The sequence below is a fragment of the Desulfofustis glycolicus DSM 9705 genome, assembly GCF_900130015.1.
Lineage (GTDB): Bacteria > Desulfobacterota > Desulfobulbia > Desulfobulbales > Desulfocapsaceae > Desulfofustis > Desulfofustis glycolicus.
In genome coordinates, this window is the sequence record NZ_FQXS01000023.1 from 12,137 (window position 1) to 34,306 (window position 22,170).

Genomic DNA, 22,170 nt, shown 5'->3' on the forward strand with positions numbered 1-22,170 from the left:
GGAATTTTGCGTTATAATTCCTCAGAAATGTAATCTTGACGTGATTTCTTATCAAAGGAAAACAAATTCTTAGGGAAAGATTGGGCATCGTGATATCTTGGCCTATTTTTTGTGATCTGGAGACTGGGTGGCATATTGCTGCTGATCCTATTGTTTTGGCAGTTGGAATAAACCTATATGCTGATATGGATAACGAACCGATCAACCAGTATGATCTATAAAGACTAAAAAAGTTCTGTGTTCCAATGATTCATTCTCCTACACAAGAAATAGCTTCTTTTTGATCCAAAGAAATTCATCAAATGTTCCTCAACTGGTTAAAGAATATGTGAATGACTATTTATGATCAAATGTTCCCAATGGCATGCATGGAACATCCATCGTTTCAGAAATGTCGGATCCGGTGACAGCAATAAAGATCAATCATGTATAAATACCTTTTATTAGTATCTTTATCGATTACTTTGATTTTCTCCTTTTTCCCTACAACGTGTTTCAGCAGGGGACATATTGGGGCGAGTGGAGCATGCTATGGGGATCATTATTTTTTTGAAACAATTGAGCCGGTTGCTAACCCAAGGATGTGCTACAATCTCACGATTGGAGGTTTTGTATCGGCAGAGTATTATTTTCTTAATCCGTTAAGCACGAAAAAAGGCTTATATCAGATCGTAGAGCTTGATGTCTATGAATGGATAGACGGTACGTGGGTTCATGAAAATTGGTGGCGTGCGTACACAGAGCAACCCTATATTGATGAGATGGTCGCTACGCTGGCACAATACGGTTTTTCACCCAACTCCCACCCCAATCAGGTTTTACCGGATGGTTGTCCTTGTATGGGACCTGATGAGGACAGATTGGAAGAGGCCATTGCCAAATGTGCTCCTGGTGAACTTGCATTTTATAGTGAAGAAGAATGCAAGGGAGTTTGCGCGGCCCAAAATCTGGGTCCGCCTGATGATTGCAGCGAAAAATGAAACCGGCAAAGGCGGCTTGATTTGGCGTTTGCCTAACATAAAAATTGCCTCTGTTATGTAAAGGAGCAGCGATAATTTGTATTGGCAAAGGCGATTTTTCGAGCAGGGCACGTTCGTATCTGCACTCGTAGCGTGCGCCAAACCGCGTACGGGTCAGCTAGACATGATCAGGGAACGATGATAATTGATCGTGTCAGCGCTCTCTTTCCCCCCGCCTTATATTGAAAACCAGGATGAGCAGCAGGCAGGCGGTGGCGCTGAGTTCAACGACGAGAGGTGCCGGAATGATCAGCAGGAAGGCAAGGATCAGCAGTATCGGGCGAAGCAGCCAGGAGATCCGGTTTTCCATGCATCCTTGCAGCGCGCAGGTAAAGGCGTACATGCCGAACAGCGCAAACAGCGATATCTTCAAAATTTCCGGCCAACTGCCGCCGATAATCGGGGTATAGGCAAAGAGCAGTGGGATGATGTAGAGTCCCTTGGCGATCTTCCAAGACTGCATACCCGTGGCCATTGGCGGAGTACCGGCGATGGCCGCCCCGGTAAAGGCGGCCAGGCAGACCGGCGGTGTAACGTTTGAGTCCTGGCTGAGCCAGAAAATGATCATGTGCGCGGACAGCAATGCAAACATTGCCGATTGCGGTGACAGGGCCATTTCCCTGACGGTGCCGAGCAGATCCAGCGGTACCAGGTCGAGCAGATGACGGGCCTGTTCCGCTGACATCGGCTGGCTGAGCAACGCGAGTTGGTCGGGAATGGCGATCATCAGCACGGCCTTGACTTCTTCGGACAGTGCGCCGGCGGCGATGATCTCGACAATCTTGGCATCGGCGATCAGGTTGAACAGGGCCGGTGCTGATAGGGTACCGAGTACGATATAGGCCGCCGTTACCGGCAGTCCCATGCCGAGGACCAGTGAGGCCAGGGCAATCAAGGCTATGGCGATGATCAGGCTGTTGCCCGACCAATTGGTGATCATCAGTGAGAAGGTGTTGCCGATGCCGGTAGTGGCGATCACGTTGACGACCAGCCCGACGCTGCAGAGCAGGATGGCCGTCATCACCATGTTGCGGGCGCCGAGGGCGAGTGCTTCGCAGATGCCGCGCGGTCCCATCCGATTCGGCGTGATCCACGAAGAGGCGATTACGGCGACGATGCTGATGCCAGCGGCATAGGTCGGCGTGAACCCGTAAATAAGCAGGCCGATCAAGACCGAGATCGGTACCAGGAACGGCAGGCCGCCGGTCTTGATGACCTCGAGCACCTTCAGGTCCTCATCCTGGGAAGCCTGAAGACCAATCCGTTTCGCTTCGACCCGGACGAAGAAGCCGACCGTGGCGAAATACAAGATAGCTGGCAGCGCGGCATAGAGCACGATGGTGGTGTAGGGAATCTGGGTATAGCTGGCCATAACAAACGCGCCGGCGCCCATGATCGGCGGCATCAGCTGGCCGCCGGTTGAGGCCGCTGCTTCGATGCCGGCGGCGAATTTGCCGTTGAACCCGGCCCGTTTCATGAGCGGGATGGTAATGACCCCCGTGGAGGCGGTATTGGCCACCGCCGAGCCGGAGATGGTTCCGGTCAGTCCCGAGGCGAAGACGGCCACCAGACCTGGTCCGCCAATCAATCGTCCGGCCGCAGCCCGCGCCAAGTTGATGACAAACTCACCGGCGCCGGAGCGCAGCAGGAAGGCGCCGAAGAGAATGAACATGAAGACGAACGATGAGGAAATACGCGCAATCCCGCCGAAGAGCCCGTCATCGCCGTAAACGGAGCGAAACAGGATGGTCTCCGGGGACAGACCGCTGAACTTGAAGACCCCGCCGATCATGCTGCCCCACCAGCCGACATAGGTCAGAGCGAGGACAATCAGGACCGGGATGATCCAGCCGGTGGTCCGCCGGGTGAACTCGATGGCCGTAAGGATCAATAACGTGCCGGCAATCCACTCAGCCCTACTCAGGTGGACTCCCCGGGCATAGATGGCATCTTCCATAGCGATCATGTAGACGGCACAGACGGCGGCCACGATACCGATCGTTACGTCGAGAATCAAGAACGGGATCCGTTTCGGTGCTGAGGCCGAGTCGGGACGGGCTGGATAGACCAGGGCACAGAGCAGGGCAAAGCCGGCGAAATGCAGGGCGTTCTGCCAGAGAGTCGGCAACAGCGCGAAGATGTTGAAATAGATATGGAGCAGCGAAACGAGGACGCCAAGGTAAAAGATGACCTGCTCCTTGTTTGTCACTGACCGCTGCAGTTCCTGCTCGCTCTGCACGTGCAACTCCACTCTCAAAGAAAAGAGGGTGCCCGCCGTCTAAGCAGGCGGGCACCGATTTTGAATATTACTGAGGTAACAAGCGCGGCGGGATAGTCAGCCCCGCTTCCTGGAAATAGCGGGCGGCGCCGGGGTGCAGGGGCATCGGCAGGCCGGCCAGTGCGCTTTCCAGCGACATTGCCTCGGTCGCCTTGTGAATGGCATTGAGAAAGGGCAGGTTTTCGTAAATGGTTTTGGTGATCTGGTAGACGGCATCTTCGTCTAAATCGGCCCGCACGGCAAGGAAGTTCGGCTGGGCGATGGTCTGCAGATCTTTCTCCTGGCCGGGGTAGGAGCCGGCTTTGATGATGTACGGCGTCCAGAGCTCCAGGCCACCGTCGGCTTTAAGCACCTGTTCGTCGGTGAACTCGAGTTGCTTGATATCGGTTCCCATGGCGGCGAAGGCCTGGGTCACGGCACCTGCCGGAACCCCGGCGGGAGTGCTCATGCCGGCGATCTGGCCATTCTGCAGTGCTTCGGCACTCGGGCTGTAGCCGACATAGACCAGCTCATAGTCCTTGTCGATATCAACGCCGAGATTCTGCAGCAACAACTTGTTGGAGCCGATGGTTCCGGAGTTCTTGGTGCCGAGGGCCATGCGCTCACCTTTCAGCGATACCATATCTTCGATGGTGCCGGTGGCCGCTTTGTCCGCTCGAACGACGAAGTGCTCGACGTTTTGCCAGAGCATGGTGACCGAGCGCAGCTCTTTCTGCGGGCCTTCTTTTTCGAAATCGCCTTTGCCGTTCCAGGCATAGTAGCCGTAAAGTCCCTGCAGGATGGCGAATTGGACTTCGTTGTCACGGAGCAGCTTGATGTTTTCTCCGGAGCCGGCTGAAGTAATGGCGGAAATGCCGATATTCTGCTTCGGTTGCAGTTTGACTTTGGTCAGTGTGGCGATAGCAACGCCTACCGGATAATAGGTCCCGCCGGTGCTGGCGGTAGCCATTAAGTAGCTACGTTCGTCGGCCGCCTGAACAGCGATTGCCGAGAAGACGCCGAGCGTCAGAGCGGCGACGGCAAGTCGACACAAGGATTTTTTCAGGTTCATGGCACGCTCCTTTGCAGAAGTAGTTTCGAGGAAGCGGGGTCAGGCGTGACTTGTAGACAAACGGCAGATTGTTCGTCTACAAGTCAGGACCTCGCTTTTCTCAAGAGGGTGAACGCCGCGAAGAAGCTGCGGCTTGGCTGTTTACTATGCTGCAATACGGACAGAATTTCAACAGGATTGTGAGGGGAGCGGCTTCAGGCGGCAGCCGGTCGAGCGTTGACCAGTAGGCTGGCATTCTCCAGCCAGGCAATATGATCATTCGGTTGGTGGAGGAGCTTTTCGATGTCGGTGATGTCCAACTTTTCCACACCGATCAGGCGGCAGGTCTGCTCGTCAAGCGCGGTGACCAGCGCGATGCGAATACGCCGAGTCTTGCTCTGCATGGCCAGTGCCGTACCGCCATTACCTTCGTAATGGGCAGATAACCGGTCAAAAGCGCCGGCGAAGCCGTCGGTGGTGAACCACGGCAGAAAGGTCTGCGAGCCGATACCGTCCCGACATTGGGCAAAGGCAACCAGGAGACCGCCGTCACGAACAAAGGCGGCACTGTTATGCAGGGCCTTGTGAGCCTGGATAAAGTTGATGTCCTTCGGAAACCCGCCGCAGGAGGCGATGACGATATCCTGTGGCGGGATGTCGACTTCAAAGGCACGGGCATGATGGCTGCAGGCTTGGTGGTAGAGATCTCTGCCCGGACCGATGAGAAAGTCACAGATGTTGCCGTGGCTGTCCTGCAGGCCATGGATGGCAAGTGCGGCCGGCAGATGGTCTTCGATGTTAAAGAGGTCGTCTGCGATCGGATTGCCCTCTATGATTCCGGGGTGACAGCGGGATGCGAGTTGTCGCTGCCGGTGATCGAGAAAGAGGCCGTGGTTGCGGTAAATGGCCGCTCGCTCGCCGCAACCGGGGAAGATCAGTTTCCGGCCGCCGCCGTAACCGGCGAAATAGTGGTGGCAGATCGGCCCCATGGTAATCACCGCCGATGCCTGCAGCAGATCGCTGCGCAACCGGATCGGCGTGCCCCGGCCGGTCGTGCCGCATTCGGTGAATAGGTCGATATCGTCGCAATCGTGATGGGTGAACTGCCAGTCTCGAAACAGGCTGCCGTAGCACTGCAGGCTTTCCTCGTCGTTTTGCCGGGAATGGGTGCCGTAGGCGATGACAATCGGAAAGGGCTTATTGAGGCCGCGGATCTCATTGATCACCGCGACGGTGATCGGTAGATAATTGGGATAGGCGCAGAGCCTTGTCCTATCGGTTACCACCAGTATCGGCTGGGACAGATCAAGGCCGGCCTGGTTAATGCCGTCGGTTAGTAGTCGGCGATAGCGGTCCGGAGTCATCAGCGGCTGCGGGTCGTCAGGCCGCAAGAGCATGGTGCCTGTCGGCAGGGTCAGCGTGAGACCGTCGCCGCCATAGGGTACTCGGACGGGAGTCGGTGCGGACAGGTGCTCAGTCGGTTTCGCATCGCTTGGCATACCGTGCTTCCTCCCGGTAGTATTCGGGGAAACCGAGAACGTCTTTGACATGTTCGAAATCGGCCAGGCCCGACGGATGACTGCCGCCGGCGAGATCGACCAGGGCCGCTTCAACCGCGCTGACCATGGCCTGAAGCAGCGTCAGAGGGTAGGCGGCGATGGCAAAGCCGAGTCGCTGCAATTCACCTTTAGGCAGCAGCGGGGTGAGACCGTGCTCGATCTGATTGGCCATTTTCAAGCCCGGAACGGTGTCGCAGAACAGCTGCATCTCCTCGATTGACTGCGGGGCCTCGAGAAAGAGCAGATCGGCCCCGAGATCGTGAAAGGTTCGCATCCGACGCAAGGCCTCGTCGAGGCCGGCCGGGCCGCGGGCATCGGTGCGGGCCATAATCAGGATGTCGGCCCCTTCATTGCGGGCATCGACCGCTGCCCGGATGCGCAGACAAGCTTCGTCGAAGGAGACGATCTGTTTGCCTTTCGTGTGACCGCATCGTTTCGGTGAAAGCTGATCTTCGATCATGATACAGGCCAGGCCGGCGGCTGCGTAGTCGCGGACCGTCCGCTTGATATTCAGCGCATTGCCGTACCCGGTGTCCCCATCGCCAAGTACCGGAATGGTCACCGCGTGGCAGATGGTTCGTGCCTGGTCGAGCATTTCGCCAAAGGAGATCAGACCGGTATCCGGCATCGCCAGACGGGCGGCGGACACCGCAAAACCGCTCATGAAGGTGGCCGGAAAGGCGGCACGTTCGATGAGCCGTGCGGACAGTGCGTCATGACAGCAGGGCATGACGAGCAATTCTCGGTTGGCGAGCAGGGTGCGTAGCGCGGCGGCAGGAGATGTCATGGTCGCCTCAGAGCTTGAACGGGATATAGAGAACGATATCGGGGATCAGGTAAAGCGCGACGACCGTACCGAACATGATCAGCATGAACGGCCAGACTCCTCTGAGCACTTCGGCCAGCGGAACCTGGGCGACCGCCTGGATAATGAAGAGATTCATGCCGACCGGCGGGGTAATCAGCGCACATTCGATCATCACTACAAAGAGGATGCCGAACCAGATCGGATCGATCATCATCGCGTTCAGGGCCGGAAAGAGGACCGGAACCATGATCAGCAGCATGGAAATCGACTCGAGAAAGAAACCGATGACCAACAGCACCAGGCAGACCACCAGGATGAACAGGGCAGGTTCATTGATATTGGTGGTGATCGCCGTCGAGATCTCCTGCGGAATGCGGTAGAGGGTGATGGCCTTGCCGAAAAGCTTGGCCCCGGCGATGATCAAAAAGATGGTAACCGTGGTGACCATCGATTCCGAGACGGCCAGCTTTAGTTTCTGCCAGGTCATGGTGCGCAGCGCGAAGACGATGACCAATGCCAGCGCAAAGCCGACGCCGGCGGATTCGGTCGGAGTAAAAACACCGAGGTAGATGCCGCCGATGACGACGACTGCCAGCAGCAGCGTCGGCAGCGCGCGAAAACTGGTTTGCCAGCGCTGCGACCAGGTAGCCTTGGGACTCGGCTGATAGTTTTTGTCAAACAGCGAGTAGCCGATGCTGAACAGAATGAACAGTGCGGTTAGCAGCAGGCCGGGCCCGACTCCGGCCATGAACAATTTAACGATCGATTCCTCGGTGATGACTCCATAGAGGATCAGCGGTATGGACGGTGGGATGAGAATGCCGAGGGTGCCGCCGGCAGCGAGCAGACCGAGGACGAACGGCCGGCTGTAGCCGCGTTGAATCATTTCCGGAATGGCCACCGTGGCAATCGTTGCCGCCGTGGCCACCGATGAGCCGGAGATGGCGGAGAACAGCGCGCAGCTGAGAATCGTCGCAATACCGAGTCCGCCCGGTAAATGACCGACCCAGGACTGGACGGCGTTGAACAGGTCTTTGCCGACACCCCCCTTGAGCAGGATATTTGACATCAGCAGGAAGAGCGGTACGGCCAGCAGCACGAAACTGTCGGCCGCACTGTACAGGGCCTGCGGTACCATGACGACGCTGATGTCTTTGAGCCAGAGCAGCAGCAGACCGAGACCGCCGAGGGCAAAGGCCACCGGCACCCGGATAAACAGGAGCAGCAGCAGGGAAAGAAGAATCAGTGCGGCAGTCATGTGCGGGTAATCAGTGATGAGAAGCAGAAATATCGGTGCTGCCACCGAGCGTCCTGATCAATTCGGTCACGGCCTGCAGGAGCAGGAGGCCGAATCCGATCGGGATGGCAAGTTCGGTCAGCCAGGACGGCACGGCCAGCATGGACGAACTGGCCCGACCGATGCGGATCGAATCGATGGCGATCCCGGCGCCGAAATAGACGGCAACCAGGCAGAAGATAATGATCACCAGCAGGGCCAGTGATTCGCACCAGCGCCGCAGCCTCGGCCCGCTGGCGCGAACGATGATATCAATGGCGATCAGCTGTCGTCTTCTCAGGACATGGGCGGCGGCCAGATAGGTCGCCCAGATCTGAAGGAAACGTGACAGTTCCTCGCTCCAGACGGTCGGCGAGAGAAAGACATAGCGGGCGACCACTTCATATACGATGAAGATGCCGATCACAAAAAACATCCAGCCAGCTAATCGGCCGGCTGCATCACTGATCTTATCGATTGGTGCGAGCATTGATCTGCGAGGCGGGACAGGAGACGATCGGTCCCCCGTCCCGGTGGCGATTAAAGCTGACGGGCCGCGTCAACGAGTTGCCGGCCAAGCGGTCCGGCGTTCTTGATATAGTCGGCAATTACCGGTTCGGCTAGTTTCTGCCATTCCTGCAATTCCTCGTCGGTCAGCTCGACGATATTCATTTTATCGCTGACAAAGGCAAAGGCATCGGCTTCCAGTTGGTTCATCTGGTCGCGCAACTGTTGTTCCACTTTGGCTGCCGCGGTTTCCACGACCTGACGATGCTCGTCGGACAGTCCCTGCCAGGTCTTTTCGTTGATCAACACGACGAATTCGATGTCGACCATGCTTTTGGTAGCGGTCAGGGAACTCATGACTTCGAACATCTTGCGCTCTTTGACCGCGGTAACGCCGGTCAGGCCGACATCGACAGTACCGCGCTGGTAGGCGAGGAATTGTTCGGAGCCGGAAATGGCGGTCGGGGCACCACCGGCAGCCTCGACCAGAGAGCCGAGAGTCTTGCTGAAGATCCGGACTTTTTTGCCGGTCAGGTCGGAAGGCAGGCGGATCGGGTCGTCATTGTTGATGATGACCGCCCCGCCGTAGGCTTGCCACCAGAGGATCCGGGCGCCGGTCTGCAGGACTGCGTCGTCGATCGGCTGTCGCACCGGGCTGCCTTTCTGCACCGCCTTCTGCAGCGCTTTCTCGCTGGCGAAGAGAAACGGCACATAAAACAGTTCAACGGCAGGGATCGTGCCGGCAAACTGGGTCAGCGGCACGACGCCCATTTCGACGGCGCCGGAAGCTACCGCCTGCGGTACTTCTTTATCTTTGTACAGTTGGGCGGACGGGTAGATCTCCACTTTGATCTCGCCGTCGGTCGCCTGCGCTACTTCGTCGGCGAAGGCGGCAACGTTTTTGCCGAGGTGGTGACTTTCCGGCAACTGCAAGGTCAAGCGCAGAACTTTTTCGGCTGAACAGGGCTGCGTGCCGAACATGAGCAGCAGCGCGGCGCAGCAGAAGGTGAAGGTGATCCTATGCATGTCTCTCTCCTTTTCCGATACGATTGTTGTTTAAGCCAGAGAAGCGGTAGCACGATTGAGATATAAGCATCTCAGGCAACGTGCAGTCAAGAGTATTCGACGCTCTTGCCAGACACCGGCGGGACAAGATCAGGCCAGGTTCTGATTCCGGTTGAATCCCCGTGACATTTATCTATTCGATTCGGCTAATTGTCTGCAAACGGCAGAAAATATCGCGGCAGATAGTGAATTTTCGACATAATGATCGGTCTCAAAATTGATATTTTGTGGTACAATGTCAGATTGATGTTTTCGGTTGCTCAACCACCATCTGCGAGAAAAGGAGCATCACGTGGCGCACGAAACGAAACAAAATTTGGCCCGGGAGTTTGCTGCAATCGTCGGTGATGACGAAGTGATGACCGGTGAAACCGACCTGCACGCCTACTCCTATGATGCGGCGGTGCTCGATCCGGTGGTTCCCTCCTACGTCGTGCGGCCGCAGACCACGGAGGCTCTCGGCCAGATCGTGCGACTGTGCAACGAGAACGGGTTGCCGCTGACGGTACGCGGTGCCGGCACCAACCTGTCCGGCGGCACCATTCCCCATCCCGGCGGTGTGGTGGTTCTTACTAACAGACTCAATCGCATCCTGGAGATCAATGAAGAGGATCTCTACGCCGTCGTGGAACCGGGCGTGATCACGTCCCGATTGGCTGCCGAGGTGGCATCTCGCGGGCTGTTCTATCCCCCCGATCCCGGCAGTCAGACCGTCTCTACCCTCGGCGGCAACGTCGCCGAGAATGCCGGCGGTCTGCGCGGTCTCAAGTATGGTGTTACCAAAGACTATGTGATGGGAATCGAGTTTTTCGATGTGGACGGCACCCTGGTCAAAGGCGGATCGAGAACGGTCAAGTGCGTGACCGGTCTCAATCTGCCCGGTCTTATGGTCGGCTCCGAGGGGACGCTTGGGGTGTTCAGCAAGATTATCCTGAAGCTGATCCCGCCGCCTCGGGCAGCCCGCTCGATGATGGCCGTTTTCGGGACGATCAAGGCCGCCTCGGAGACGGTGGCGGCGATTATCGCCGCCAAGATCGTACCGGCCACATTGGAGCTGATGGATAATTTTACGATTCGCACCGTCGAGAGTTTCCGCAAGGCCGGCCTGCCCACCGAAGCAGCCGCCCTGTTGCTCATCGAGGTGGACGGTCACCCCGCCCAGGTTGAAGATGAAGCCGTCCAGGTCGAACGGATTTGCCGGGAAAACGGGGCGGAAGATCTGACCGTGGCGCGCGACAGCGCCGAGCGGGACATCATCTGGCAGGCCCGACGTGATGCGCTGCCGGCTCTGGCCAAGCTCAAGCCGTCCTGTGTTCTTGAGGATGCCACCGTGCCGCGGTCCAAGATTCCGGCGATGATCGAGGCGCTGACCGAGATCAGTAAAGAGTATAACCTGCCGATCGGCACCTTCGGGCATGCCGGTGACGGCAACCTGCACCCGACCATTCTGACGGACCGCCGTGACAAGGTGGAATGGCAGCGGGTCGAGCAGGCCATCACCGCCATTTTCGAACGAGCCGTGCAATTGGACGGCACCCTGTCCGGCGAACACGGCATCGGCATTGCCAAGGCCCGCTTCATGGAACGGGAAGTCGGTGCTGGCACGCTGGCCTACAGCCGCCGGTTGAAGATGGCTGTCGATCCGAAGAATATTCTTAATCCCGGTAAAATGGTCTAAGGCGAGGACCAGGCGATGGCCGATATTCACCAATTAGCTCAGCAATTCAAGGAACTCGACGACCAATTGGTCAACTGCATGCGTTGCGGCATGTGCCAGGCGGTCTGCCCAGTGTTCAGCGAAACCGGCCGGGAGGTCGATGTAACCCGGGGCAAGCTGGCCCTGCTCGACTGTCTGGCCGATGAGTTGCTCCGCGATGCCGACGGAGTCAACGCCACGCTCAGCCGTTGCCTGCTCTGCGGCACTTGTGAGGCCAATTGCCCGAGCGGGGTCAAGGTGCTCGATATTTTTCTGAAGGCCCGCGCGATTATGACCGGCTATTATGGCCTGCACCCGGCCAAGCGGGCGATTTTTCGCGGCATGCTGGCCAATCCGCGACTGTTCAATGCACTGACCGCGATTGGTTCGCGTTTTCAGGGGCTGTTCACGAAAAAGGTTGACGACCTGCTCGGCTCTTCCTGTGCCCGATTCAATGCACCGTTGATTGCTGACCGGCACTTCAATTCACTGGCCACGACGCCGTTTCGTAAACATGTTGCCAGCCTGGACACGGCAGCGGGATCGAGCGGCCTGCGCGTTGCCTTTTTTCCGGGCTGCGTGGTCGACAAGATGTATCCTGCCATCGGTGATGCCACCCTGAAAGTGCTCAAGCATCACGGCGTCGGCGTTTTTCTGCCGGAAAACCAGGCCTGCTGCGGCATCCCGGTGTTGTCAAGCGGCGATCGTCAGGGCTTCAACCGACTTGTTGAGATCAATATCGACCGGTTTGCCGGGGCCGCCTTTGATGCACTCGTTACTCCATGCGCCTCCTGTACCTCAACCATCAAAGAACTCTGGCCGCGGCTCTACGACGGTGGGAAGGTCAACACTGAGGCTATCCGGCTAATTGGTGACAAGACGATGGATATCAGCCAGTTTCTCGTCGATCACTGCGGCGTTGCAGCAAGCGGCGAACAGCCGGACAGGGGAACGGCCGCAGTTACCTACCATGATCCCTGTCACCTGAAGAACAGCCTCGGTATTACCGCTCAGCCGAGAACGGTTATCAAAGCCTCGAACGTGCCGCTAATCGAGATGCAGGAGGCTGGTGTCTGCTGCGGCTGCGGTGGAACCTTCAACCTTTTTCACTACGAAATGTCCAGGAAGATCGGTGGCCGTAAAGCCGATCATATCGAATCCTCGACAGCCAAAACCGTGGCCACCAGCTGCCCGGCCTGCATGATGCAGATCACCGATCTGCTGTCCCATCGAAAGAGCGGCATCAAAGTCCGGCATGTCATCGAACTATACGCTGACAGTTTATGAATTTATGACTATCCTCTTACGTTGGAACTGCTTTTGCCGGTGGACCGCTGCTCCAGACCGGCCGTTTTCAGATAGCCAATTATAGGAAACAACTGCCATGCCAAATAATCTGTATATCACCGCCACCGAAGAGCGTAGCGGTAAATCGGTCGTCGTGCTCGGCATCATGCAGATGCTCAAAAAAGAGGTGCATCGGGTCGCTTTCTTTCGGCCGATTATCAGCGATCCGACCGGGAAACAGGATGATCCGGATATCTCGCTGGTGAGCGGGTACTTCAAGCTGCAGATCAACTACGAAGACAGTTTCGGCTGTACACTTCGCGATGCCTACCATTTGATCAATACCGGCCGGGAAGACGACCTTCACGACCTGATCCTGAAAAAATACAAAAAACTCGAAGATAACTATGATTTCGTGCTCATCGAGGGGACTGACTATCGGGGGAACGATACCACATTCGAGCTTGAGATCAACGCTGACATCGCCGCTAACCTCGGGGCGCCGGTAATCCTGATCTCGTCGGGCCGTAAGAAAACCGCGGATGAAATGATCCGCCAGGTGCAGGCCTCGATCGATGCCCATAAGGAAAAGGGGCTGACCCTGGTCGCCTCGATCATCAACCGGGCTCCGGAAGGCGTTACCGCCGAGACCATCAGTGAAATCAGAAAGCAGGTCCACCCGGATGAAGGGTTGCCGTTCTATGTGATGCCGGAGAACAGCGACCTGGCCAACCCGACCATCGGCGACGTCAAGCGTTGGCTCAATGCCAGCATCATGTATGGGGCGTCCGGCATGAATGCGAAGATCGGCGACTATATCGTGGCGGCGATGCGGGTCGAGCATTTTCTGGAGTACATGAAGCCCGGCTGCCTGGTGATAACGCCCGGAGATCGGTCCGATATCATTCTTGCCTGCCTGTCGGCACGTTCTTCCACGTCTTATCCAGAGGTGTCCGGGCTCGTGCTCACCGGCGGGTTGGTGCCGTACGAGAGCGTCAGGAAACTGATTGAAGGCTGGTCCGGGGCGCCAATCCCTATCCTCTGCGTGCAGGGGCATACGTATCTGGTCGTCCAGCAGTTGAATGAACTCTACGCCCATATCGAGCCGAACGATTCGCAACGGATCGCGACAGCACTCGGTTTTTTCTCCAAGTATGTCAAAATTCAGGAGCTCAGTGAGCACGTGATCTCGTCCAAGCCGAACCGGATTACTCCGAAAATGTTCGAGTATGCGATGATGGAACGGGCCGCCGAAGACCGACAGCGTATCGTATTGCCGGAAGGGACATGTGAGAGAATCCTGCGGGCAGCCGATATTTTGCTGCGCCGCGGTGTTGCCGATCTGACCATACTCGGTCGCGAACAGCAGGTGCGAGCTCTGGCGGCGGCCAACGGCCTGGATCTGACCTTTGTCGAAGTTATCGATCCGCAGGTCAGCCCGATGCTCGAACCGTTTGTCAAGGAGTACCTGCACTTGCGCCAGCATAAAGGTGTGATCGAGGATATGGCACGGGACCGGATGTCGGACCCGACCTATTTCGGCACGATGATGGTCTACAAAGGGTATGCCGACGGCATGGTGTCCGGGGCATTAAACACCACGGCCCACACGGTGCGGCCGGCCTTCGAATTCATCAAGGCGAAACCCGGGTTCACTATCGTTTCCTCGGTTTTTTTGATGTGTCTGCGCGATCGCATCCTGGTTTACGGGGATTGCGCGGTCAATCCCAACCCAAATGCTTCCCAGCTGGCCGAGATCGCACTCAGCTCGGCGGAGACGGCCAAGATTTTCGGTATCGAACCGCGGGTGGCCATGCTCAGCTATTCCACCGGACGATCAGGCAAGGGCGAGGATGTCGACAAGGTTGCCGAAGCGACGGAAATTGCGCAGAGGCTGATTGAGGAGCGCAATCTTGACTTCATTCTCGAGGGGCCGCTGCAATACGATGCGGCCATCGACCCGGAGGTGGCCCGGGCCAAGCTGCCCGGCTCGAAGGTGGCCGGCCGGGCGACTGTCTTTATTTTCCCTGACCTGAATACCGGCAACAATACCTATAAGGCGGTACAACGCTCCGCCAGCGCGGTGGCCATCGGTCCGGTCCTGCAGGGGCTGAACAAGCCGGTCAACGATCTGTCGCGCGGTTGTACCGTCGACGATATCGTCAACACCGTGGCGATTACCGCAGTGCAGGCACAAGCTGAAAAACGGATGCGCCAATGAAGGTACTGGTTATCAACTCCGGCAGCTCGTCGATAAAATTTCAGCTGCTCGACATGGCCGACGAGACGGTACTCGCGTCCGGTCTGGTCGAGCGGATCGGCGAGCCGGTCTCCCTGGTGAAATGTGCGATGCACCCCGGTCGAGACGGCGAGGTGCTGCTCAAACGTGAGATGCAAATTGAGGATCATCAGTCCGGCATGCACCAGGCCGTTGAACTGCTTACCGATGAGCAACGCGGCGTTGTCCGCTCGCGCATCGATATCGGAGCGATTGGCCACCGGGTCGTACATGGCGGCGAAGATTTTCACCAGCCGACGATGATCGATGCAGCGGTGGTGGCGGCGATCGAAAAAAATATTCCGCTAGCTCCGTTGCACAATCCGGCAAACCTCGACGGTATCCATGTGGCCTTGGGGCTGTTTCCGGGAATTGCCCAGGTGGCGGTATTCGATACGGCGTTTCACCAGACCATTCCGCCGCGAGCCCATATCTACGCCTTGCCGTATGAACTCTATGAACGGTATCGGATCCGGCGCTACGGATTCCATGGCACGTCGCATAAATACGTTGCCGGCGAATGTGCGCGCCTGCTCGACAAACCACTGAGCGCCTGCAATCTGATTACCATCCATCTCGGCAACGGCTGCTCGATGACCGCGATCGAAAACGGCCGGAGTATTGACACGACCCTCGGCATGACACCGCTTGAAGGCTTGGTGATGGGCACCCGCAGCGGTGACATCGATCCGGCCCTGCTTGTCTTCCTGCATCGCAACGCCGGTCTGGGCATTGAAGAGATTGACAGATTGCTGAACACGGAGTCCGGTCTGAAAGGAATCTGCGGGCATAACGACATGCGCGACATTCATGCCGCAATCGCAGACGGTGATCGCCGAGCCGCTTTGGCCCTGGACATACAGACCTATCGTAATCGAAAATATATCGGGGCGTTCATGGCGGTGCTTGGCCGGGTGGACAGCCTTGTCTTTACCGCCGGTATCGGCGAAAACGACGCCGTCGTCCGCAGCCGCTCCGTCGAGGGGCTTGAGTGCTTCGGGATACAAATCGATCCGCAGCGCAATCAGCAGCGTATTGACGGGCCGCTGCGTATCAGCAGCCAATTAAGCAGCATAGCGGTCTGGGTGATTCCAACCAATGAAGAACTGGCCATTGCCCGTGAGACGATCGGCGTGGTGGAAGCAGGAAACAACAAGGAGATGAAACGTCGATGAGCAGCAGTCAAGTACCCCAACAACAACAGAGTGTCCTGGAGCGTTTCGTCGATAAGGCGCGACTCGCCGCCGCTCAGGTCAGCAACGTCGCCGATATTGAGGCGGCCATCGAATATACCCTCGACCTCTGCGGCAGTCGCGGGGCCTGCCGGATCAAAGTCTCCGGCTGCGATGAGCCGTTGTCCGATTCGGCCGAAGGGCTCTGTCTGGCCAAGGAAGAAAAGATCATTGCCGCTCCGACGCTGCCGGCCGAGACATACGACCTGCTTAGCAGCCGCAGTCGGGAGAGCGGTTTTTCCTGTATCGACTCGGGGCTGCGCTCGCAACTGGCCGGAGTCGATATCGGCTTCACCTTTGCCGATCTCGGTATCGCCGAAACCGGTACGATCGTGTTGAATTGCCCTAACGAGGAGCTGCGGCTGGCGACGATGATCTGCGAGTATCATGTCTGTGTGGTGCCGACATCGAGAATCGTTGCCGATGCGTTTGTCGCCGAAGAGCAGTTGCTGCGTTATATGGGGCATGGCCCGAATTATACGGCCTTTATTACCGGGCCGAGCAGGACCGCCGATATCGAACGGGTATTGGCCATCGGCGTGCATGGTCCGCTTGAGCTTCACCTTTTGCTGTTGGAGGACTGATCATGCAGGATGCCAAAAACCTAGCCGGCTACCGGAAACAATGCCGTGAATCACTCGATAACGACTTTCTCAGAACCGCTCTCGATACCTTTGCCGTCGCTTACCGGACCAGCCGGGCCAATGCCTTCGCCGAGTTTGATATTCAGGCATTGATCGACGAAGTTGCCGTGATGAAAGACGATGTGCTGACGCGTCTCGACGAGCTCTACGAACAGTTCAAGGCGGTGTCAGAAGCGGCCGGAGTGAAAGTGCATCTGGCCAGGGACGCCGCCGAGGCGAACGAGATCATCGTCCGTATCGCCCAGGAGACCGGGTCAAGAAAACTGCTTAAGACCAAATCGATGACCGCCGAGGAGACGCTGCTCAGCCATGCGCTGGAAGAACATGGCCTGGAAGTGGTTGAATCGGATCTCGGTGAGTGGATTATTCAGCTCCGCCACGAGGGCCCGTCCCACATGGTCATGCCGGCTATCCATCTGTCGCGCTACCAGGTGCGGGACCTGTTTACCGAGGTGACCGGCGCCCAGCAAGAGGGCGATATCGAAAAGCTGGTCAAGGTGGCCCGACGTGAATTGCGCCAGAAATTCGTCGAGGCCGACATGGCCGTTACCGGAGCCAATTTTGCGGTGGCTCAGACCGGCACCATCGGTACCGTCACCAACGAGGGCAACGCGCGCCTCTGCACGACACTGCCGCGGGTACACGTGGCGCTCTTCGGGATCGACAAACTGGTACCGACCATCGGCGATGCTCTGAAGATCCTGCGGGTGCTACCGAGGAACGCCACCGGCCAACAGATCACCTCCTATATCACCTGGGTGACCGGGGCCAACGAGTGCGCCGCCAGTCCGGACGGCAAAAAGGAAATCCACTTCGTCGTGCTCGACAACGGGCGACGCGAATTGGCCAAAGACCCGCTTTTCTCTCAAGTCTTCCGTTGCGTACGCTGCGGCGCCTGCGCCAATGTCTGTCCGGTTTACCGGCTGGTCGGCGGACACAAGATGGGGCATATCTATATCGGCGCCATCGGCCTGATTCTCACCTATTTCTTCCATGGTCGGGACAAGGCCCGAAATCTGGTGCAGAACTGTATCAATTGTGAAGCCTGCAAGGATATTTGCGCCGGCGGCATCGACCTACCCCGCCTGATCAAGGCGGTGCATGCCCGGATCCAGGACGAGGAGGGACACCCGCTGCCCAGTCTGCTGCTCGGTCAGGTCTTGAAAAACCGTAAGCTGTTCCACACGTTATTGCGCACCGCCAAGTGGGCTCAGAAACCGGTGGCCGGCGGCGACGGCTTCATGCGCCACCTGCCGATGGTCTTTTTTAAATCCCATGATTTCAAATCGTTACCAACCATTGCCGAGAAGCCGTTTCGCGATTTGTGGCCGAAGATCAAACCGGAGGTGGCCAATCCGCGCCATCGGGTCGGTCTGTTTTCCGGTTGTGTGCAGGATTTCGTCTACCCTGAGCAAATGGTTGCCGCCGTCGAGTTGTTTGCTGATCATGGTGTCGCTATGAGTTTTCCGATGCAGCAATCCTGTTGTGGATTGCCGGTGCAGATGATGGGCGAGATGAAGGCGTCTCGTGAAGTGGCGTTGCAGAATATCAGCGCTTTTGCCGGTACCGATGTCGACTATATTGTCACCCTCTGCGCCTCCTGCGCTTCTCACTTGAAGCATAACTATCCGGAACTGCTCAAGGACGATCCGTCCCTGAACGAGAAAGTGCAGGCCTTTACCGCCAAGGTGATCGATCTGTCCTCCTTCGTGCATGACGTCCTCCAGGTGACGCCCGATGACTTTGACGGCGACGGTCGCATTACCACCTATCACGCCCCGTGCCATCTCTGCCGCGGGCTTGGCGTCCATGAGGCGCCACGCAACCTGATGCGCAGCGCCGGGCTCGATTATCGTGAGGCGTTCGAGGAAGAGGTCTGTTGCGGCTTTGGCGGTACGTATTCCGCCAAATTTCCGGAGCTTTCCGAACAGCTGCTGAAGCGAAAACTCGATCATGTCGAGGCGACCGGGGCCGATTTGTTGCTGACCGATTGTCCCGGCTGCGTCATGCAGCTGCGCGGCGGCCTGCGTAAACGCGGCTCGTCCGTCGAGGTGCAGCATACGGTGGAGGCCTTGACAGCGCGCCGGATCAAAAAAAGCTGACGTGGTGATCGGCAACTGTTGCGCAGCGCCAATACGGCGGTGCTCGATTTCTATCACCATCTTGGGTTTAGCCCGGACGAGGTGCTCAGACTTGGTAAACGGTTGATTGTCGACTGAAGGGGTAATGCGGCAGTAGCAGCTGCAGCAAATTCAGTGAAACAGTGTCGGCGGTCGAGCCGGTAGTATGGTTCGGCTGGGCGATACGTCCACAGAGACCGGAAGGGAGGCGTTATGGAAGCAGTTCTCGAACTCGTCAAAGCAAGAAGAAGCATCAGGCGTTTTACGACCCAGTCAGTGGAGCAGGAAACCCTGGAGACGATTCTGGAAGCGGCTCGCTGGACGCCGTCTTGGGCCAACACCCAGTGCTGGGAAATCATCGTCGTCAAGGATCCGGAACTGCAAATCGGTCTGTCGAAGCTCTTGTCCCCGAAGAACCCGGCGACCCTGGCCGTGGCCAATGCCCCGGTAACGTTGGCGCTCTGTGCCGAGGAGAAGAAATCCGGATTCTATAAAGGGGAGCAGTCCACCCGACTAGGCGATTGGCTGATGTACGACCTTGGGCTGCTGACGCAGACCATCTGTCTGACGGCACATAGCCTTGGTTTGGGGACGGTTGTCGTCGGTCTGTTCGATCATCTTCAGGTCAAGGCTATGCTGCAGCTACCGGATGGTTTCGAAGTCGTCTCGTTGCTGCCTATGGGGTATCCCGATCACGCCCCGTCGCCGCCAAAACGGCGGGAAATCAGGGAGTTCGTCCATTACGACAGATTCGGCAATCGCTAGCCGATATCCGTTGGTGACGGACGTCCTTTCGTGTCTGTCGCTGTCGTGCAAATCTTGCGATCCACAGCAAAGAGATGAAACTGATCGGTTCCGTCTTCCTGATCGCGGCGATCGGCTATGGCCTTGTTTGCCTGCTGCTCTTCCTGCGTCAACGCGATATGCTCTTTTACCCGACGCCGGCCCGTTCCCCTGCCTCGGTAGATGCGCACCTGCTGCGCTTGCAGAGCGATGGTGAGACTTTGCGAGTCTGGCGGGTCGGTGAAAGCGGTGAACGGGCCCTGATCTATTTCGGCGGTAACGCCGAGGACGTGGCCCTCAACTGCGCGTCGTTCAAGCAGCTGTTTCCCGGTTGGACCGTCTATTTGCCGAATTACCGCGGCTACGGCGGCAGCAGCGGTACCCCGGGCGAACGGGGGCTCTTTGCCGACGCCCTGGCGCTCTACGATCATGTACGGCAACACCATGCTGCCGTTGCCGTCATGGGCAGGAGCCTGGGCAGCGGCGTCGCCGTTTTCCTGGCTGCACAAAGAGAGGTGGACCGGCTGGTTCTGGTGACTCCGTTTGACAGCATGGCCCACCTCGCCGCCACCTACTATCCGTGGGTGCCGGTGAAGCTCCTGCTCCGGGATCGGTTCGACTCCCGGTCCCGAGCCGGGACTCTGACGATGCCGACCCTGGTGCTGATTGCCGAGCAGGACGAAGTGGTTCCCGCTGCGGTCAGCGCGTCGCTCGTTACGGCATTGCCCGCGGAGAAGACGAGCGTTGAAACCATCGAAGGAGCGGGCCACAACACCATCGGTTCTTCGCCGCACTATGAACGTGCGCTGGCGCGCTTTCTGGTTCCGTGAAAATGGCTTGAACTGAGAACGGAGGACAATCGCCTTGTTTGAACGTCAATCTCACTGGGCTGGCCGGTCCTGCCTCCGGCTGCTGCGCTGCGGCCTGATCGGCTGGCCTTCGAGGCCGGCAGACAGGCCATCCATGGCCTGGCCGCCGGCGGCGGATGTCCTGTCCGCCGCCCTACGGGCCTGATTCTCCGGCCCGCCGGGCCTTCGCGATGCAGCCTCCGGCAGGACCGGCCAGCCCTTCCGGCCACGACGCCAATCAGTGGCCTTGCCCCGGCTCAAAGGTTCGCATCGCCGACAGGAAATCGGGCAGGTCGCGGACCAGGCGGTACAGGCTGTGACGGTGCTGCCACAAGCGGGAGCGAAACCGCTTGCGCCAGCCGGGATCTGAATAAAAACGTTTGACGTGGGTGTTGTAGAGATAGTCGAGCCGCTCCCAGGATTCGATATCCCGCGGCAGGAAAACGAAGTTGAGGCAGTTCATTTTCCGCCAGTCCTCAGCGACCTGTCCCTGCCCGGATATGGTCTGCCAGACGGGAGCGCCGTGAAACGGTGTGAATTTAGCCATATTCATGTCATCAAGGTCGAGGGAGACGACGAAGTCGCTGGTCGTCTTGATCGATTCCTCGGTTTCGCCGGGTAGCCCCATCATGAACAACCCCTTGACTCGCAGGCCGACATCGTGGATTCGCCTGACGGTCGTCCGCACTTCCTCCAGGTAGACACCCGGCTTATGCGTCTCCAGCAGATCTGGGTCACCACTTTCAATACCGACGGAAACCATCAGACAGCCGGCCCTCTTGAGTAGCTTGAGCAGCTCCTCATCGGCATGACCGACCCGCACTGCGCAGTTGAAGTGTAGTCCCAACGGTTTGTCGATCAGCAGTCGGCACAGCGATTCGACACGCTGGCGCTGCAGTGTGAACAGATCGTCGTAAATGTTGATGTGCCGTATACCGAAGCGACGGCGCAGGTAGCTCATGTGCTCGTAGATATACGGTGCCGAGTTGTAACGGTAACCGCGCTTGAATACCGATCGATCGCAATAGGAGCATTGATACGGACACCCCCGGCTGGTGACCATTGTCGCGCCGGGTGGCTCGATGTAGCTGAACAGCGGCAGATGATACTGTTTTGGAAAACCGGCCAGCTTTTCGTAGGCCGGGAAGGGCAGGCTGTCCAGATCTCCGATCGGCTCCCGTTTCTCATTGACCCGTACCGCGCCGTTGTCCCGCCAGGCCAGGCCGGTAATTTCGGCAGGCGCCACGCCGGCCGCCAGCTCTGCGAGGGTCTGTTCTCCTTCACCGAGACAGAGATAATCGATCGGTGCGAATCTCTCGAGCAGCACGCCCCCCAGGGCCGAGACGTGTACCCCGCCGAATACGGTGCTGATGTCCGGATGGTCTTGCTTGATCAGTGCGGCGAGGTCGCAGGCGTCGAGAAAACCCGAGGTGGTGGTGGAGAACCCGACCAGATCGGGCCGGTGGGCAAGGATCCGTCGTACCGTTTCTTCCGGGGTGGCGGCCGGCCGCGGGCCGAGGCAGTCTTCGATAGCCACCGCATATCCCTGCCGTTCCAGATAGGCGGCGATGCAGAGCAGACCGAGCGGAGCCATGCGATTGGCGGTGGCGCTGACGTCCTTTTTCCCCGGCACCCAGTTTGAGCCGGCGGGGTGAACGAGAACGATTCGCATGCTGGCACTCCTTGTCTAACGTATTAATCCGCTTGAATTTTGCGCTGTGGGAAGGTAAATAACAAGGC

Annotated in this window: 17 protein-coding genes; 9 read left to right on the forward strand and 8 right to left on the reverse strand. The window is 57.9% G+C overall.

Annotation, left to right across the window (positions count from 1 at the left end; translation table 11 throughout):
- Positions 1–425: 425 nt before the first annotated feature.
- On the forward strand, positions 426–980 hold the full coding sequence (locus BUC26_RS23080) for a hypothetical protein (RefSeq protein WP_143166051.1): 555 nt from the start codon (positions 426–428) through the stop codon (positions 978–980).
- A gap of 193 nt (positions 981–1,173) precedes the next feature.
- Here the strand turns inward: BUC26_RS23080 and BUC26_RS16510 are convergent, their stop codons facing one another.
- The 7 genes from BUC26_RS16510 to BUC26_RS16540 all read right to left on the reverse strand — a co-directional run bounded on the left by BUC26_RS16510 (position 1,174) and on the right by BUC26_RS16540 (position 9,503).
- Entirely contained in the window at positions 1,174–3,258 is a 2,085-nt protein-coding gene (locus tag BUC26_RS16510) for a TRAP transporter permease (protein ID WP_208609817.1), read from the reverse strand.
- A gap of 67 nt (positions 3,259–3,325) precedes the next feature.
- The gene (locus tag BUC26_RS16515) at positions 3,326–4,348 is read right to left on the reverse strand and encodes a TAXI family TRAP transporter solute-binding subunit (protein WP_073377749.1); all 1,023 of its coding nucleotides are present in this window, start codon (positions 4,346–4,348) and stop codon (positions 3,326–3,328) included.
- Between the two features lie 194 nt (positions 4,349–4,542).
- Positions 4,543–5,826, reverse strand: a complete 1,284-nt coding sequence (locus BUC26_RS16520) for a lactate racemase domain-containing protein (protein WP_073377751.1) — start codon at positions 5,824–5,826, stop codon at positions 4,543–4,545.
- Entirely contained in the window at positions 5,801–6,673 is an 873-nt protein-coding gene (locus BUC26_RS16525) for an isocitrate lyase/PEP mutase family protein (protein WP_073377753.1), read from the reverse strand. Before BUC26_RS16525 ends, BUC26_RS16520 begins: the two co-directional genes overlap by 26 nt.
- A 7-nt stretch (positions 6,674–6,680) precedes the next feature.
- Positions 6,681–7,952, reverse strand: a complete 1,272-nt coding sequence (locus tag BUC26_RS16530) for a TRAP transporter large permease (protein ID WP_073377858.1) — start codon at positions 7,950–7,952, stop codon at positions 6,681–6,683.
- Between the two features lie 10 nt (positions 7,953–7,962).
- A complete protein-coding gene (locus BUC26_RS16535) occupies positions 7,963–8,460 on the reverse strand; it encodes a TRAP transporter small permease (RefSeq protein WP_073377755.1) in 498 nt (165 codons plus the stop codon).
- A gap of 50 nt (positions 8,461–8,510) precedes the next feature.
- On the reverse strand, positions 8,511–9,503 hold the full coding sequence (locus BUC26_RS16540) for a TRAP transporter substrate-binding protein (RefSeq protein WP_084540721.1): 993 nt from the start codon (positions 9,501–9,503) through the stop codon (positions 8,511–8,513).
- A gap of 397 nt (positions 9,504–9,900) precedes the next feature.
- On the opposite strand from BUC26_RS16540, the gene BUC26_RS16545 reads away from it, so the two are divergent.
- The 8 genes from BUC26_RS16545 to BUC26_RS16580 all read left to right on the forward strand — a co-directional run bounded on the left by BUC26_RS16545 (position 9,901) and on the right by BUC26_RS16580 (position 20,412).
- On the forward strand, positions 9,901–11,220 hold the full coding sequence (locus tag BUC26_RS16545; protein WP_073377862.1) for an FAD-binding oxidoreductase: 1,320 nt from the start codon (positions 9,901–9,903) through the stop codon (positions 11,218–11,220).
- A gap of 15 nt (positions 11,221–11,235) precedes the next feature.
- A complete protein-coding gene (locus BUC26_RS16550; protein ID WP_073377756.1) occupies positions 11,236–12,525 on the forward strand; it encodes a (Fe-S)-binding protein in 1,290 nt (429 codons plus the stop codon).
- A 97-nt stretch (positions 12,526–12,622) separates the two neighbouring features.
- Complete coding sequence (gene pta, locus BUC26_RS16555) at positions 12,623–14,746, forward strand: phosphate acetyltransferase (RefSeq protein ID WP_073377758.1); 2,124 nt, start codon at positions 12,623–12,625, stop codon at positions 14,744–14,746.
- The gene (locus BUC26_RS16560; protein WP_073377760.1) at positions 14,743–15,978 is read left to right on the forward strand and encodes an acetate kinase; all 1,236 of its coding nucleotides are present in this window, start codon (positions 14,743–14,745) and stop codon (positions 15,976–15,978) included. Before pta ends, BUC26_RS16560 begins: the two co-directional genes overlap by 4 nt.
- Positions 15,975–16,619 (forward strand): LutC/YkgG family protein, encoded by a 645-nt coding sequence (locus BUC26_RS16565; RefSeq protein WP_073377762.1) that lies wholly within the window; start codon positions 15,975–15,977, stop codon positions 16,617–16,619. Before BUC26_RS16560 ends, BUC26_RS16565 begins: the two co-directional genes overlap by 4 nt.
- 2 nt (positions 16,620–16,621) lie before the next feature.
- Positions 16,622–18,781, forward strand: coding sequence for an L-lactate dehydrogenase (quinone) large subunit LdhH (gene ldhH / locus BUC26_RS16570; RefSeq protein WP_073377764.1), 2,160 nt, complete (start codon positions 16,622–16,624; stop codon positions 18,779–18,781).
- A gap of 231 nt (positions 18,782–19,012) precedes the next feature.
- A complete protein-coding gene (locus tag BUC26_RS16575; protein ID WP_073377766.1) occupies positions 19,013–19,564 on the forward strand; it encodes a nitroreductase family protein in 552 nt (183 codons plus the stop codon).
- Positions 19,565–19,638: 74 nt separating this feature from the next.
- Entirely contained in the window at positions 19,639–20,412 is a 774-nt protein-coding gene (locus BUC26_RS16580; RefSeq protein WP_073377768.1) for an alpha/beta hydrolase, read from the forward strand.
- 256 nt (positions 20,413–20,668) lie between these two features.
- On the opposite strand, the gene BUC26_RS16585 is transcribed toward BUC26_RS16580, so the two are convergent.
- Positions 20,669–22,102, reverse strand: a complete 1,434-nt coding sequence (locus BUC26_RS16585) for a B12-binding domain-containing radical SAM protein (protein WP_073377770.1) — start codon at positions 22,100–22,102, stop codon at positions 20,669–20,671.
- Positions 22,103–22,170 lie beyond the last annotated feature (68 nt).